Origin of the sequence: Aeromonas sp. Y289-2 (assembly GCF_027705925.1) — a bacterium.
GTDB lineage: Bacteria > Pseudomonadota > Gammaproteobacteria > Enterobacterales > Aeromonadaceae > Aeromonas > Aeromonas veronii.
In genome coordinates this window covers 82,104-96,924 of sequence record NZ_JAPDCH010000009.1, presented here as the reverse complement: position 1 = coordinate 96,924, position 14,821 = coordinate 82,104, and the positions used below count along the sequence as shown (strand labels likewise).

Below are 14,821 nucleotides of genomic sequence, written 5' to 3'. Positions count from 1 at the left end.
TGGCGTAATTCTAGTCATTTACGCCGACAAAAAACAGCAACACTTTGCGTACAGAAGTAACAGGGAGTGTTATGTATCTGAAGCAAACCATCCTCGCCTCCCTGCTGGTGACCGTGAGTCAGGCAGCACTGGCCGATCAGCTGAGGCTGAAAGCGGGTTACCCCGAAAGCTATGTAGTGCAAAAAGGCGACACCCTGTGGGATATCTCCGGCAAGTATCTTTCCGAACCCTGGCTCTGGCCCCGCCTCTGGAACATCAATCCGCAGATTGCCAATCCTCACTGGATCTACCCCGGTGATGTACTGCATCTGAGCTGGGTCAATGGTGAACCCCGGCTCGGCAAGGCGATGCAGGGTGGCAAGCAAGTCATCCGTCTCGGCCCGAAAACCCGTTACGAGAACAAGGCCAACCCCATTCCGACCCTGCCTATCAGCGAGATCGGCCCCTTCCTGCAAACCGACCATATTCTGGCTGACAGCCAGCAGCAGAAAACCTTGCCCTATCTGCTGGGGTCGGATCAGAAACATATCGGCATGCTGGAGGGGGACACCCTCTATGTGCAGGGCTCCCTGACGCCGGGGCAGGTTTATGGCATTTATCACCCCGGAGTGGTCTACAAGGATCGCGAAACCGGTGAACTGCTGGGCCAGGAGGCGATCTTTGCCGGTGTGGTGCGGGCCGTGGCGCGTCTTGATGGCGATCGGACTGAGGTGACTCTGACTCATAACCAGCGCGAAGTGCTGCAGGGCGACAAGGTGATGCCGCTGCCGGCTCAGGAAAACATGCCCGCCGTCTTCACACCGAAAGCGGCCCCTGCCATCACGCCGGGCTATATCATCGATTTGCCGAACAAGACCCGGGGCGGTGGCAAGTTTGATGTGGTGCTGATCAATCGGGGTGGCCGTGATCAACTGGTCGCCGGGGATGTGTTGGATGTCAGACGGCCCGGTGCTGCTCTGGTCACCAAGAATGGCGATGTACAGTACAAGGAGCTCTCGTCGGTTTTTAACCGGGTGTTTTACAGCAGCAACAAGAAGGCACCACTGCCCTCTGAAGCGATTGCCCGTGTCATGTTGTTCAAGGTGTATGACAAGCTGAGTTACGGTCTCATCATGCAGAGTAACGACATGGTGAGTGCGGGCTATCAGGTCACTCACTTCTGACGTGAACTACCCCGACGCGCGTCTAGCGCTCTGGCTAACTCTCGATGCGGTCACCGGTATCGGTCCGGTGATCGCTGCACGTCTGTTGGAGCGGGCCGGGGGAAGTATTGAGGCCCTGTTCCAGAGCGACGAAGCGCAGCTGCATGGTATGGGGTTGTCGTCAGAGCAGATCAAACAACTGCGCTGGCCCTCGCCGGTGGTTGAGCAGAGCCTGGCTTGGACCGCTTTGCCTGACAATCTCCTTATTCCGCAAGATCACCCGATTTATCCACCCTTGTTGCGGGAAATCCCCGCAGCCCCCCTGTTGCTCTACTGTCGTGGCGATCTTGCTACGCTGTCGCTACCCCAGCTGGCAATGGTGGGGACACGCCATCCTACCTATGCAGGCAAAGATAATGCCTCCCGCCTTTGTAGCGAGCTGGTTGGATGCGGGTTAGCCATCACCTCGGGCCTTGCGCTCGGTATCGATGGTGTTTGCCATCAGCAAGCGCTGGCTTGTGGCGGTATCACCCTTGCCGTGTTGGGTTCCGGGCTGGATTGCCTCTACCCCAAACGCCATCAGGGGCTGGCAGGCCAGATTCTGGAGAGCGGTGGTTTGCTTATCTCCGAGCTGGCGCCGGATAAAGGGCCGCTGGCTGAACATTTTCCTCGTCGCAACCGTATTATCAGTGGTCTGTCGCTGGGAACTCTGGTGGTGGAGGCGACCGAGCAGAGCGGTTCGTTGATCACAGCACGCTATGCACTGGAGCATGGGCGTGAAGTGTTTGCGGTACCCGGTGCCCCGCAAAACGCCCAGGCGATAGGGTGCAACAGATTAATTCAGCAGGGGGCCAAACTTGTGCTGAGTGCTGCCGATATAGTGGAAGAGCTGCCAGAGTGGGTCGCACGGCCAGATCCGTCGGTTACATCATCTGAGCAACCGCATAATAGCGAATTGCCTTATGCCGATTTGTTGGATAACGTAGATTATGAGACCACGAGCGTGGATACCGTTGCCGAGCGGGCCCAGCTTCCTGTCGAAGTGGTATTGGGCAGGTTGGTAGAGCTGGAGCTGGCCGGTGCAGTGATGGCGGTAGCCGGTGGATACGTCAGAGCGAGGAGGGCGAATCATGTTTGATGTATTGATGTACCTTTTCGAGACCTACATCCACAGCGATGCAGATGTGATGGTCGAGCAGGATGAGCTCACCGACGAGTTGAGCCGGGCCGGTTTCGATAAAGAAGAGATCGACAAGGCGCTCGACTGGCTGGAGCGACTGGCCAATCTGCACGATAGCGAGCGGGAGGTCTATGTTACCGCCAGCGCGCAAGGCTCGATGCGTATCTATGCTCCGCAAGAGCTGGCGCGCCTCAGCACCGAGTGCCGCGGCTTCCTGCTCTTTCTGGAACAGGCTCAAGTGCTGAATGCCGAAACCCGCGAGATCTGTATCGAGCGTCTGCTCGAGCTGGACAAGCCGGATATCGAGCTGGATGACCTGAAGTGGGTCGTCATGATGGTGCTGTTCAACGTACCGGGCAGTGAAAATGCCTACCAGCAGATGGAAGAGCTGGTGTTTGATGAGTCAGACGGCGTCATTCACTGACAGTCCGGTGCCGCGCTGGTAGAATTCAGGCCATCTGGATTTCAAGGCGCGGCCCATGTCAAAAATCGATCATCACCTCTTTTCAGCCCACGAATATGCCTTCGAGCGCGAGCCGTGCCCGCAGTGCGGGGCCGAGCTGGTGATCCGCCAGGGCAAACATGGCCCCTTTCTTGGCTGTTCTGCTTATCCTGCCTGTGATTACATACGCTCCCTGACGCCATCCGGCCGCGACATCGAAAAGGTGCTCGAAGGTTCTGCCTGTCCCGATTGCGGAGAGCCGCTGGCGATCAAGAAGGGGCGTTACGGTCTGTTTGTCGGTTGTACCCAGTATCCGGCCTGCCAGCATATCGAATCCCTGCAGGAGAGCGACGATACCCAGATCCTCTGCCCCGAGTGCGGCAAGGCTCATCTGGTGAGCCGTACCTCCCGCTACGGCAAGCAGTTTTACTCCTGTGATGGCTATCCACACTGCAAATATGTGGTGAACGACAAGCCGATCCCCATGCCTTGTCCCGCGTGTGGTTGGGGCATCATGGTAGAGAAAAAAGTGAGGGGAACTCTGCGTTGGGTCTGTCCGCAAAAGAAATGCGGCCACCAAAGTGAGCAGGTATAATCCGGCCGCCGCAACCGGATTGAAACGTTTTCGGTGAACTTCAACCCCCCACTTGGAGTAAGGAAATTCCCACCATGAATAAACCCTTTGTTGCCGTATTGATGGGCTCTGATTCTGATTTCCCCGTGATGCAGACCACCCTCGAGGTGCTCAAGTCATTTGATATCGCAGTGGAAGTCAAAGTCACCTCCGCGCACCGCACGCCGGCTGCGACCCATCAGTATGTGACCGATGCCGAGGCCCGTGGCTGCAAGGTCTTTATCTGTGCTGCCGGTCTGGCGGCGCATCTGGCGGGTGCCGTAGCCGGCATCACGACTCGTCCCGTGATCGGGGTACCCATCGATGGTGGCCCGCTCAAGGGGCTGGATGCGCTGCTCTCCACCGTGCAGATGCCGGGTGGTGTACCGGTGGCGACCGTGGCGATCGGCAAAGCCGGTGCCAAGAACGCAGGTTATCTGGCAGCCCAGATGCTGGCAGTAGCCGATGATGAACTGGCGGCCAAGGTTCGGGCCGAACGCCAGAAGAATGCCGAAGAGGTGATGGCTAAGGATGCCGCCCTGCAGGCTCAACTCAAGTAAGTGAACGGATGGCGATCCGGATGTGTCGTATTTTTCCTGTGCAACAGCAACACGTCACTTTGCCATGGTCGCCGCCATACGGATTCAACTTGCTACTAAGTGACGAGGCGGCAGCCAGGCTGCCGCATTTTTCCTATGCCAAATGAATTTGAACAGGCGGTTGCCGCCCTCCAGCAGGAAGGGGTGATTGCTTATGCGACCGAGGCCGTGTTTGGTCTGGGGTGTGATCCCGACTCCGAAGTTGCGGTGCAGCGACTGCTGGCCATCAAACAGCGTCCGGTGGAGAAGGGGTTGATCCTGATTGCTGCCGATTTGGCGCAATTGCAGGACTACATCGATCTGAGCCAACTTAGCGGTGAGCAACTGGCTCGGGTTGAAGCCAGCTGGCCCGGTCCTTTTACCTGGATCATGCCTGCCCGTGCGACGACGCCGGCCTGGTTGACCGGGCAGTTCGAGACCCTGGCGGTGCGCGTGACGGCTCATCCTCAGGTGCAGGCGTTGTGTCGCGCCTTTGGCAAGCCGCTGGTCTCTACCAGCGCCAACCTGACCGGTGAGGAGCCTGCCCGTCGGGTGGCCGATATCGGTGAGCGGCTGGCAAGCAAGCTGGCTTATATCCTGCCCGGTGAAGTGGGTGGCCAAGCTAACCCCTCCGAGATCAAGGACGCCCGAACCGGCGCCATTATTCGCCCCTCCTGAGCTGGCGGATACGTCATGATTTGCTATCAATCCGCTGAGCGGTGAGCTCATCGGATTGATTTAACTATAAAAATGGACAGGGCGTTCACGATCCTGCCTGACTGGAGACAAGATGAGCAAACCGGATGTGGCCCAGGTCAAGGCCTTCCTGTTACAGTTGCAGGACGAGATCTGCCGTGGTCTGGAGCAGGCCGATGGCAGTGGACACTTTGTGGAAGATGCCTGGAGCCGTGAAGGCGGTGGTGGTGGTCGAACCCGCGTGCTGCGCCACGGCGCTGTGATCGAGCAGGGGGGCGTCAACTTCTCCCATGTCTATGGCGATGCCATGCCTGCCTCTGCTACAGCCCATCGGCCAGAGTTGGCCGGTCGCAAGTTCGAGGCGATGGGCGTGTCGCTGGTGATCCATCCGCACAACCCCTATGTGCCGACCAGCCACGCCAACGTCCGTTTCTTCATCGCCGAGAAAGAGGGTGAAGAGCCCATTTGGTGGTTTGGCGGTGGCTTCGATTTGACGCCCTTCTACCCGTTTGCCGAGGATGTCCAGCACTGGCATCAGGTCTCCCGTGATCTCTGCCAGCCATTTGGTGATGAGATCTACCCCGAGTTCAAATCTTGGTGCGATCGCTACTTCTTCCTCAAACACCGCAACGAGACGCGGGGGGTGGGCGGTCTCTTCTTCGACGATCTGAATCGCTGGCCCTTTGCCGACTGCTTTGCCTTTATGCGGGCGGTAGGTCGGGGTTATCTCGACGCCTACCTGCCGATCATCGAACGACGCAAGGCACTGCCCTATGGCGAGCGGGAGCGGGAGTTCCAGCTCTATCGTCGCGGCCGTTATGTGGAGTTCAATCTGGTGTATGACCGTGGCACCCTGTTCGGGCTGCAGACCGGCGGACGTACCGAGTCAATCCTGATGTCGATGCCACCGCTGGCACGTTGGGAGTATGACTGGCAGCCGGAGGCGGGCACTCCTGAAGCCTTGCTCTACACCGATTACCTCACGCCGCGAGAGTGGCTGTGACCCGAGGGACCATGATGGTCCCTTTTTACTGGCCGTTATTCGGCTTGTTCCCGAGAGTGAAAACCCGTTAAATCGGAATATTGCCCTCTGATGGAACTCTTTGATGGATCGTTATCTGGTTTTTGGCCACCCGGTGCGCCACAGCAAGTCCCCCTTCATTCACACCCTGTTTGCCAGACAAACCCAGCAAGAGCTGGAGTATGGGCTGGCTGAACCCGCCGTCGACGAGTTTGCCCAAGCCCTGTGCACCTTCTTTGACCAAGGGGGCAAGGGCTGCAACGTCACTGTGCCGTTCAAGGAGCAGGCATTCACTCTGGTCGATCGCTTGAGCCCGAGGGCCAAGCGGGCGGGCGCGGTCAATACCATCAAGCTGACCGATGATGGCGTGTTGCTGGGGGATAATACCGATGGCGCTGGATTGGTCGCCGATCTCAAGTCCCATGGTGTGACGCTGGCGGATAGCCGGATCCTGCTGCTGGGTGCCGGTGGCGCGGCTCGCGGTGCATTGGCGCCGCTGCTGACTGAGTTGCCGAGCGAGCTGGTGATCGCCAACCGTACCCACACAAAAGCGCAACAGTTGGCTGCCGAATTCCACGATCTGGGGCCTGTGACTGCTCAGACCTATGAGCAGTTGGCAGGGCCATTCGATCTCGTCATCAACTCTACCTCCGCCAGCCTGCAAGGAGAGCTGCCGCCGTTGGCCCCTGCCCTGATCCACACTGATATTGCCATCTACGACATGATGTATGGCGCCTCGGATACGGCGTTTATCAGTTGGGCCAAACAGCATGGGGCCCGTCAAACCATGGATGGACTCGGCATGCTGGTGGAACAGGCCGCCGAAGCGTTTACCGTGTGGCGCGGAATTCGTCCCGGGACTAAACAGGTATTGAGAGAGTTGAAGCGTAACTTGGGGGTGATATGAACCAGGGTATTCTGTTTCCCGACCTGATGGAGTGGCAGGCTGACGAACAGCGGGTGCGTTTTCCTGCCCAGCAGATGGGGGCGCAGATAGATTGTTACATCAGTCAGCGGCGGCTGGAGAGAATGACAGGTCTGGCGCTGACGAGGGAGGATGACATCGTCAGAGCCTTCGAAAGTGTACGTTTTGATATTGAAGACATGGCTAAAAAACTCATTGAAGAACAAGAGTTTGCTGAGGATGGCGCTATCTACCTCTGATTTTTCAAAGTTTTTTTGTTTTGTAGCGGAACTACTTTGAAATGGCGCTGACTAACTAGATAGTTGAGGAAGTGCTAGCTAGTCACCTTTATAACTCCCCGGTATTCGTACTGGGGATTTTTTTATCTGTATGAAAATAAAAGATTTTTTCTTAATCTGTAAGTTGTGAAACTAAATTACATAAATTACTTTCACTTTCTGCTGCTTTGCTGTACAGTTGTCTGCGTAGGGTACAGAGGTAAGATGTTCTATCTTTCAGACCTTTTATTTCACGTAATTGAATGTGGCTGAATAGCTGCCCCGATGAGGTTCTCGTCGGGGTGTTTTTTTATGCGTGCCATTTAGAGTAAATGCTTTAAATTGGCGATGCATTTGATAGAATGAGGCTGCTTCTTGAGGAATACCTGTCGTCTGGTACTCAAGATTCAGCTTCTTCCCAATTTTTTGAACTTATTATTTCAGGCTGGATGGCATCACTGTCGTCCGGCCTCATTTTTATCCCTTTCGGTTAGGTTTTGTAATTAAATTTCATTTTTGTCTCTTTTTGTAATTATTGTTCGTTTTGAAAGAACGAATTTGAAAACGCTATCAACGCCTGCTTAAGTTAATTATTTTTGTGAATTAACTGCCTATCTATATGAACTTTAAGCAGTATTGGATATAGCAGGGGAGGCGAATGCGGGGTATTTGTCGTGAGGCAGGTGAAAGCGGCAATCTGAAACCCTTTCAATCAGCGGAGGAGTGCTCCGCCAATTGCAAGGAGAGCGAGGAGTAGATTACTCCTCGGCAGGTTGCTGTTCGTCAGCGTTCAGCAGGTCGGTATCGTCACCACTGACGTACCATTCGGTCAGGGTTTGCGCCAGCTTCTCCACACCGATATTGGTGAGGGAGGAGAACGCTTCGACCTGGATCTGGGAGCCGAGGTTGGCAACGGCCTGGCGCACCTTGATCACCTGGTTGTTGCGCGGGCCTGGGCTCAATTTGTCAGCCTTGGTCAGCAGCAGCATGACGGGCAACTGACGGTGCGAGCTCCACTCCAGCATGTTCATGTCGGTATCTTTGAGCGGGTGGCGGATGTCCATCAGGATCACCAGACCTTTCAATGACTCACGGCGCTGCAGATACTCTGCCAGTGACTTTTGCCACTTGAGCTTCATTTCCAGCGGAACTTGCGCATAACCATAACCCGGCAAGTCGACCAGACGCTTGCCCGGTTCCAGCTCAAACAGGTTGATCAGCTGGGTACGACCGGGTGTCTTACTGGTGCGCGCCAGGTTCTTGTGTTTGGTTAAGGTGTTCAATGCAGATGACTTACCGGCGTTGGAACGGCCGGCAAACGCGATCTCGACACCCCCATCATTTGGCAGGTGACGGATGTCGGGTGCGCTGGTCACAAAATGCACCTTATTGAAATTCAGAGTTTGTGTATCCAACGTAAATTCCCCATGGAGATAGAGGGTTATAGAGTTACTTTTTTGTAAAATGGTGTAAAATAGCGTCGCTTAAACGCGTTTATTTTAACATGCCTTCAGCGGCATGGGATCTGGAAGCCTAATAACGAAAAGTTGGAACGCCATGAAGAACCTAGTCATTACTCTTGCTCTGATGGTTGGCGTAACGGGGATGGCACAAGCCAAGGGCGATGCCGCTGCGGGACAGACCAAGGCTGCCGTTTGTGCGGCTTGTCATGGACCGGACGGAAACAGCCTGGTTGATATGTACCCCAAAATTGCTGGTCAGCACGCATCATATATCAAAAAGCAGTTAGTTGAACTGAAGGCTGCCGCTTCTGGTCAAATTGGCCGGGTTGCGCCAGTGATGGGGCCGATGGCGTTACCTTTGTCGGAACAGGACATGGATGACCTGGCGGCTTATTTCTCCAGCCTGAAGGTTACCCCTATCGCTGTCCCTGACGACGTGGTCGAAGCGGGCAAGGCACTCTATATGGGTGGTGACATGAGCCGCGGTCTGGCAGCTTGTACGGCTTGCCATGGTCCCCGTGGCTCGGGTGTCGAACAGGCGAAGTATCCCAACCTGTCCGGCCAGCATCCTGCCTATATCAAGGCTCAGCTCACCGCATTCCGTGCCGGCACGCGTGACAACGATCCGAATGGCATGATGCGGGATGTTGCCAAGAAACTGACTGATCAGGATATCGAAGCCCTCTCCAAATATGTGGCGGGTCTGCACTGATATAGTCGATACGGTCGATTTGAGTTGAAACGGGGAGCTTGGGCTCCCCGTTGTTTTTATGGCTTTCAGATAATTCTCGGTTTAATCCCCCCGTTCTGTAAGAGATCTCCCATTCTCAAGGCAGGTCAAGGCTCATAAAATTGCATAAAATATTAAATAATCATTATTTATCAATGAATTATATGAGTATTGATATTTTTCGACATGTTGAGAATGTTTTGAGTGGATTGAGCCGCTTTATAGAGTTGGTACAGTAGGCTTAATGGATTCACCCACGGATTGGGTGGCGGTTTCACGACAGGGTGTTGTGAGCAGAGGATGGCTGGCGTGGCGGGATGCCATGGGCTCGGATGAGCTGGCAAAGGATTGAAGGATCAGGATGGTGACCATCTCCGGAGCGGGATGGGGTTGCGGGATGCAGACTCCCCGGCACGATGGCAGGATGCGGTCGAGACGGGTCAAACAGGCACACGCACATTCAGGAACGACCAATATAAGGTCAGGATGACCACACAACGATATGATGCGGCGACAAGTTGTCACGGAGAGGACGAAACAGATTGTTTTGCCATTCAGGATGGTGCACGCATGAACATATCAAGGCAGCTTCGGCTGCCTTTTTTCTTTTGGGTCATTAACCCGATTAGCCATTCTGTGTCAAAATACCAGCAACATGCCCAGAGGATACCGATCCTGCGGTGTTCAGTGGCCTGATTGGGCCTGATTGGTGCGGGATCCTGCTCTTGTTCCAGCCTTACTGTTCCTCGCATCGTATCCCACCGGGTGAGATCATCCCGGGTACGGGTCAAACCAGTTATTTTCGGAGTTAGCCATTCATGTCTGCCAAACAACCCACTCGCAAGCCTACTGGCAAGCGCAAAGAATCTGATGTCAGTGCTCAGGAAGGCCGTGAGCGTAAACGGGCTGCCAAGCGGAAGGGCCTGAAGGCTGGTTCTCGTCAGCAAGTTGAACAGCCGAAGAGCAAGTCTGGCAACAGCCAGTCCAAAGATCCGCGTATCGGTTCCCGCAAGCCGGTAGTACTGGTGGTTGATGACAAACAGAAGAAGCCGGCAGCACCCAAGGCGGTGAAAGAGAAGAAGCTGGTGATGACGCCCGAGCAGGAGCTGGCTTCCATCGAAAACGATGACCGCTTGAATGATCTGCTGGATCGTCTGGATGCCGGTGAAACTCTGGAAGCGGCTGAGCAGGCCTGGGTTGATCAGCGTGTCGACCGTTATCAGGAGCTGATGGATGAGCTGGGCATCATCGACAACGACGATGATGAAGATGATGAGCTGCCGTTTGATGATGGCGATGACGCCGAGTTCGACGAGCAAAAACCGGCCTCCGAAGAGGAGTTGTGGGACCGTTTCAACCAGGTCGATTTCAAGCCGGAACCCAAGCCTGAGCCGAAGAAAAAGTGATGAGTGGATGGATGCTGGCCGCCCTGTTGGGCGGCCTGATTTTGTCAGGGTTGGCCATCTATGCAGGCATGCTGCTGGCCAGGCTGAGACGACAACAAGCGATGCAGTGGCAGGCTATAACTGCTCGCAATGAGCGAATTCTGGATAGCGTACGGGTCATTGCTCATGCGGTGCTGGAGGGGCAGTGCGATTACTCCGAAGGCGCCATTCGGCTGACCAATCTGCTGGATGCGTTGCAGATCAAGGGGGGGCGAGCGTTCGTTGCCGAGTTCCCGGGTCTGTACGGGCTGTATGAGAAGGTGAAAGATATGCCGACTCATGAGGCCAGACGCGCCCTCAAGCGCAATGAAGTGATGAAGATGGATCTCGAACGCAGCGGCTACGAGGCCGAGCTGGAGGCTCAGATCCTCAAGGATGTGGCCCAGCTGAAGGATTTTCAGTTAGGTCGGTGAGCCAACAATAACAACAAGAGAGGAAGCGAGCGTGCAAGCAGAACAGATTGTGTGGGATCAGGCCCTGATCGAAAAATATAACTACAGTGGCCCGCGATACACCTCTTATCCCACTGCGCTGGAGTTCAACGAGAGCTTCGGCTATCCGGATTTTGTCCGCGCTGCCGGCCAGTATCCCGAGCGCAATCTGTCGCTCTACGTGCATATCCCTTTCTGTCACAAGCTCTGCTACTACTGCGGCTGCAACAAGGTCATTACCCGCCATCAGCACAAGGCTGACGAGTACCTCGACTACCTGGAGCAGGAGATCAAGGCGCAAGCCCCGCTCTTCAAGCATCGTCTGGTCACCCAGCTGCACTGGGGGGGCGGTACACCCACCTATCTGGATGAAGCGCAAACGCGCCGTCTGATGGCCATGCTGCGTGAGCACTTCCATTTCGCCGAAGAGGGGGAGTTCAGCATCGAGGTCGATCCGCGCGAGATTGCCATTACCATGCTGGATGTGCTGCGAGATGTCGGCTTCAACCGCATCAGCCTTGGGGTGCAGGACTTCAACAAGGATGTACAGGTCGCAGTCAACCGCGAGCAGGACAACGACTTTATTAAAGCCATGTTGGAACGGGCCCGTGAACTAGGCTTCCGCTCGACCAACCTCGACCTTATCTATGGCCTGCCGCATCAGGATCGTGCCAGTTTCCACCATACGCTGGAAGAAGTGCTCAAGACGGATCCGGCGCGCCTCTCCATCTTCAACTATGCCCATCTGCCGAGTCGCTTTGCTGCCCAGCGCAAGTTGAAAGAGGTGGATATGCCTGCGCCGCAGGAGAAACTGGCCATGTTGCAGGACACCATTGCCTTCCTCACTGGCCAGGGTTACCAGTTCATCGGCATGGACCATTTTGCCAAACCCGATGACGAGCTGGCAGTGGCGCAGCGCGAGGGCAAGCTGCACCGCAACTTCCAGGGTTATACCACTCAAGGTGATTGTGATCTGCTGGGGCTGGGGGTTTCCTCCATCAGCATGATCGGTGATGCCTACTCCCAGAACCAGAAAGAGCTCAAGACCTATTACGCACAGGTTGCAGAGCTGGGTCATGCCCAGTGGAAAGGCTGCTCGCTCAATCAGGATGACCTGATCCGCCGTGAGGTGATCAAGCGGCTTATCTGTGATTTCCGTCTGAACTTTGCCGCTGTCGAGCAGGCGCACGGGCTCAATTTCAGAGAGTATTTTGCCGACGATCTCAAGTTGCTGCAGACCTTCATTAACGATGGATTGGTGCGTATGACGGAGGATGGTCTGGAGGTCTCCTCCACGGGGCAGCTGCTGATCCGCAATATCTGCATGTGTTTCGACGTGTACTTGCGCAACAAGGCGCGCCAGCAGCAGTTTTCTCGCGTGATATAAGCTTGTTTGCCGATCAGAAAACAGAAAGGGGCGCCATCGTGGCGCCCCTTTCATATGTATTTTTGCTTAAGCAGCGGGTCGGGAAGGTTCTGGTAAGAAGTCTCTGCGCTGAGGCAAGCAATTGGGAATCAAGCAATGGTCGCGGTGAAACGCAGATAAAAAGATGGGGGCGACTTGCGTCGCCCCCGGTAGTCGTATCGCTCAGATCCTTGAACGAAGTTGCTCCCTGCAATCCCTGACTGTTTACCTCTTCCTTTAGGTTTCCCCTTCCCAATCCTTTGGGGTGTCCTTTAGCCATCTTGGCCTGACGAGTCATCCTGTCCCGTCGCACTTTCTCCGTCCTGGGAGGTGTCCTTTACCACATCCTGTGGTGAGTCCATTTGCCCAACCCTGGCAGCCAGTCTTCCTGACCGACTTCATTGCGTCCGTGCATGAGTAACTATAAGGATTTTCTAACCGGCTACAACGTCAGATTGGAAAACGTTTTTGTCATTAGCTATTTCGAAAGTGGTGAGTTTCGATTTATTCATTTATAAACAGCTAGTTAAGTTGCTCATCTTCATGTTTTAAGATCTTATCTTCCGATTATCTCGGGGATCTTTTCGGCTGTTGGCTTACATATGGAATGGCAGATCTCTTACACGGCGTTTTGGTTGCTTCAGAAACAGATTTTGCAGTCTGATGATGGTCATTCGGGGTGAGTTGGTGAGGCACACAAAGATCGGCTGAAAGGAGAAATTATGAGCGCTGGTTGAGCCGCTCATAGATGGTCTGGCGCTCTTCAGGAGTCAGCGAAGAGAAGTAGTGGGTAAAGAGGCGTAGCAACAGGGACTTGTTCATGCCATCTTGCTGGGTCAGATTACCCAGCTCGTCGATTGCCACCGTGCTCATGGAGAAAGTGGCTTTTTTGTAGCTGGGCTTCAGGTGCTCGCCACTCTCGATAAAGGCCAGCGCCGACAAGGCTTCGTCACGATGCTGGCCCAGTTCAAGGCTGACCACCTTGGGTTTGCCCTTGGCGTAGAACTCCGCATCTTCGATAAATTCGTCGACGGTGAACTTCTTCTGGTGATGCAACTGGTGCTTTTTCTTTAGATCGGCCAGACCCATCTCACACCCCCACTTGCAGGAACTCTTTGGCGATGGCCCGGATCTCTTCGGCGGATTTGCCATCCGGCTCGATCTCCATCACCGACAGTCCCTTCTCTTCGCTGTCGTCATAGATGTTGCGGCCATAGGTGATGGCGTTCAGGACGTCGACACCGAACGAGGAGCAAACCTCTTTCGCCTCCAGAATGCGTTTTACCTGATTGGGCAGGGCGGGGCACTGGGTCAGCACTACTGCTGCATTGAGGGTCGGGTTGACCATCTTGCAGGTGGTGATGAGATCTTCCATGTGGGGCAGGGTCTTGAGGTCGCGGCGTTTCGGGCGCAAGGGGATAAGGGCGTGGGTGGCGACAGCCATGGTGGAGCGCAGAGCCCGGTTGTCTTGCCCGCCACAATCGACTATGACGTAGTCGTAGCGGTTTTTCAGGCTGAGCAGGTCGTTGCGAATATTGCCATAGAGCTGCACGCAGTTGATTTGTGGCAGCTCCGGGTTGTCATTGCGCTCCTGAATCCAGTCAGAGGTGGTGCGCTGCGGGTCGCAGTCGACCAGCAATACCTCCCCCTGAAATTGGGATCTGAGGTAGACCGCCAGATTTTGTGCCAGGCAGCTCTTGCCACTTCCCCCCTTCTCTCCACCGACCAACAAGATCATGACGTTCCCCTATCCATGAGAAAACCGCTGATTTCAGTATAGGAGGGGCCAGTCTCATCACAAGGCGAGAGGAGTGATGCTCCTCTCGTTGTTTCGACTAGTAATGAACGCTGCCTCCCTGCCAGCGGCAGACATAGTCAGGCACCAGCATCTGGGGGGCCTTGTCGACATGGCATACCACCATGGGCATGGCAGGGGCTCCTTCAGCCTGACTGAGGGTGGGGAGCGCAGAGAGCAGCAAAGTCGCGAGCAACAGCATGTGTTTCATCTTCATAACAACTCCTTGGTAGTGCCATTCCTGTGTGATCTGGATCACTTTCTGAGTTAAGTCGAGGTTGGCGCCAGTGCAAGGTGAGACGAATAAATTCAATTAATGAAAAAAGTATCAAAAGGCGTTGTGATGACTGACGAGGATGGCTGCCCACCTTGATGCGGACTTTGTGCATATTAAGTTGAGCCACACATAGAGGTGGTGACTTATGAGGCCGAGCCTGATGGGGTTGGCATCAATGCCATGATCTGGAACAAGAAAAGATTTATGCAGTGAATGTGGTCGATGTGAGTATTTATTTCTCCCGCGTTTCCCTCGTCACGGCGATGTATTCAATACATAGGGGATAATATTCAAGTTCTATTTATCGCTTCATTTATTATGATGATTTTTAACGGTTTTTGTTATTTTCATTTAATCACCCCAGTGAACTGGCATGAATAAAAAATGAATCAATTTGAAATATAGCAGGGTGATTTTGCAT

At 54.7% G+C, this 14,821-nt stretch carries 17 protein-coding genes; 13 read left to right on the top strand and 4 right to left on the bottom strand.

The annotated features are described in order from the left end of the window. Nucleotides 1-71: 71 nt before the first annotated feature. The 9 genes from OKC43_RS14400 (at nucleotide 72) to OKC43_RS14360 (ending at nucleotide 6,836) form a co-directional block, all read left to right on the top strand. Nucleotides 72-1,163, top strand: a complete 1,092-nt coding sequence (locus tag OKC43_RS14400) for a LysM peptidoglycan-binding domain-containing protein (protein ID WP_236272006.1) — start codon at nucleotides 72-74, stop codon at nucleotides 1,161-1,163. 1 nt (nucleotide 1,164) lies between these two features. After that, nucleotides 1,165-2,280 (top strand): DNA-processing protein DprA, encoded by a 1,116-nt coding sequence (gene dprA / locus OKC43_RS14395; protein WP_236272007.1) that lies wholly within the window; start codon nucleotides 1,165-1,167, stop codon nucleotides 2,278-2,280. Beyond that, a complete protein-coding gene (locus OKC43_RS14390; RefSeq protein ID WP_005339699.1) occupies nucleotides 2,273-2,746 on the top strand; it encodes a DUF494 family protein in 474 nt (157 codons plus the stop codon). The genes dprA and OKC43_RS14390 overlap by 8 nt, the downstream gene beginning before the upstream one ends. A gap of 55 nt (nucleotides 2,747-2,801) precedes the next feature. Continuing rightward, nucleotides 2,802-3,359, top strand: a complete 558-nt coding sequence (locus OKC43_RS14385) for a DNA topoisomerase family protein (protein ID WP_236272008.1) — start codon at nucleotides 2,802-2,804, stop codon at nucleotides 3,357-3,359. A gap of 74 nt (nucleotides 3,360-3,433) precedes the next feature. Next, on the top strand, nucleotides 3,434-3,937 hold the full coding sequence (gene purE, locus OKC43_RS14380) for a 5-(carboxyamino)imidazole ribonucleotide mutase (RefSeq protein ID WP_005339704.1): 504 nt from the start codon (nucleotides 3,434-3,436) through the stop codon (nucleotides 3,935-3,937). Nucleotides 3,938-4,072: 135 nt separating this feature from the next. Beyond that, the gene (locus OKC43_RS14375) at nucleotides 4,073-4,633 is read left to right on the top strand and encodes a Sua5/YciO/YrdC/YwlC family protein (RefSeq protein ID WP_019445779.1); all 561 of its coding nucleotides are present in this window, start codon (nucleotides 4,073-4,075) and stop codon (nucleotides 4,631-4,633) included. A gap of 112 nt (nucleotides 4,634-4,745) precedes the next feature. Further along, a complete protein-coding gene (gene hemF / locus OKC43_RS14370) occupies nucleotides 4,746-5,654 on the top strand; it encodes an oxygen-dependent coproporphyrinogen oxidase (protein WP_236272009.1) in 909 nt (302 codons plus the stop codon). 103 nt (nucleotides 5,655-5,757) lie between these two features. Further along, nucleotides 5,758-6,579, top strand: coding sequence for a shikimate dehydrogenase (gene aroE, locus OKC43_RS14365; RefSeq protein WP_236272010.1), 822 nt, complete (start codon nucleotides 5,758-5,760; stop codon nucleotides 6,577-6,579). Continuing rightward, nucleotides 6,576-6,836 (top strand): DUF1488 domain-containing protein, encoded by a 261-nt coding sequence (locus OKC43_RS14360; RefSeq protein WP_236272011.1) that lies wholly within the window; start codon nucleotides 6,576-6,578, stop codon nucleotides 6,834-6,836. The genes aroE and OKC43_RS14360 overlap by 4 nt, the downstream gene beginning before the upstream one ends. 776 nt (nucleotides 6,837-7,612) lie before the next feature. On the opposite strand, the gene yihA is transcribed toward OKC43_RS14360, so the two are convergent. Then, nucleotides 7,613-8,269, bottom strand: a complete 657-nt coding sequence (gene yihA / locus OKC43_RS14355; protein WP_005339709.1) for a ribosome biogenesis GTP-binding protein YihA/YsxC — start codon at nucleotides 8,267-8,269, stop codon at nucleotides 7,613-7,615. A 142-nt stretch (nucleotides 8,270-8,411) separates the two neighbouring features. Here yihA and OKC43_RS14350 point away from each other — a divergent pair, with 142 nt between their 5' ends. The 4 genes from OKC43_RS14350 to hemN all read left to right on the top strand — a co-directional run bounded on the left by OKC43_RS14350 (nucleotide 8,412) and on the right by hemN (nucleotide 12,310). Further along, on the top strand, nucleotides 8,412-9,029 hold the full coding sequence (locus tag OKC43_RS14350; RefSeq protein WP_005339710.1) for a c-type cytochrome: 618 nt from the start codon (nucleotides 8,412-8,414) through the stop codon (nucleotides 9,027-9,029). 836 nt (nucleotides 9,030-9,865) lie between these two features. Continuing rightward, the gene (yihI, locus tag OKC43_RS14345; protein ID WP_047438995.1) at nucleotides 9,866-10,453 is read left to right on the top strand and encodes a Der GTPase-activating protein YihI; all 588 of its coding nucleotides are present in this window, start codon (nucleotides 9,866-9,868) and stop codon (nucleotides 10,451-10,453) included. An 11-nt stretch (nucleotides 10,454-10,464) separates the two neighbouring features. Continuing rightward, on the top strand, nucleotides 10,465-10,905 hold the full coding sequence (locus tag OKC43_RS14340) for a DUF2489 domain-containing protein (RefSeq protein WP_103250702.1): 441 nt from the start codon (nucleotides 10,465-10,467) through the stop codon (nucleotides 10,903-10,905). A gap of 31 nt (nucleotides 10,906-10,936) precedes the next feature. Further along, the gene (hemN, locus tag OKC43_RS14335) at nucleotides 10,937-12,310 is read left to right on the top strand and encodes an oxygen-independent coproporphyrinogen III oxidase (RefSeq protein ID WP_064338956.1); all 1,374 of its coding nucleotides are present in this window, start codon (nucleotides 10,937-10,939) and stop codon (nucleotides 12,308-12,310) included. 738 nt (nucleotides 12,311-13,048) lie between these two features. Here hemN and OKC43_RS14330 read toward each other — a convergent pair. From OKC43_RS14330 to OKC43_RS14320, 3 genes are all read right to left on the bottom strand, one after another. Next, entirely contained in the window at nucleotides 13,049-13,417 is a 369-nt protein-coding gene (locus tag OKC43_RS14330; RefSeq protein ID WP_216947734.1) for a CopG family transcriptional regulator, read from the bottom strand. A 1-nt stretch (nucleotide 13,418) separates the two neighbouring features. Continuing rightward, complete coding sequence (locus OKC43_RS14325) at nucleotides 13,419-14,066, bottom strand: AAA family ATPase (protein ID WP_216947735.1); 648 nt, start codon at nucleotides 14,064-14,066, stop codon at nucleotides 13,419-13,421. A 97-nt stretch (nucleotides 14,067-14,163) separates the two neighbouring features. Beyond that, nucleotides 14,164-14,340 (bottom strand): hypothetical protein, encoded by a 177-nt coding sequence (locus tag OKC43_RS14320; protein ID WP_236272012.1) that lies wholly within the window; start codon nucleotides 14,338-14,340, stop codon nucleotides 14,164-14,166. Nucleotides 14,341-14,821 lie beyond the last annotated feature (481 nt).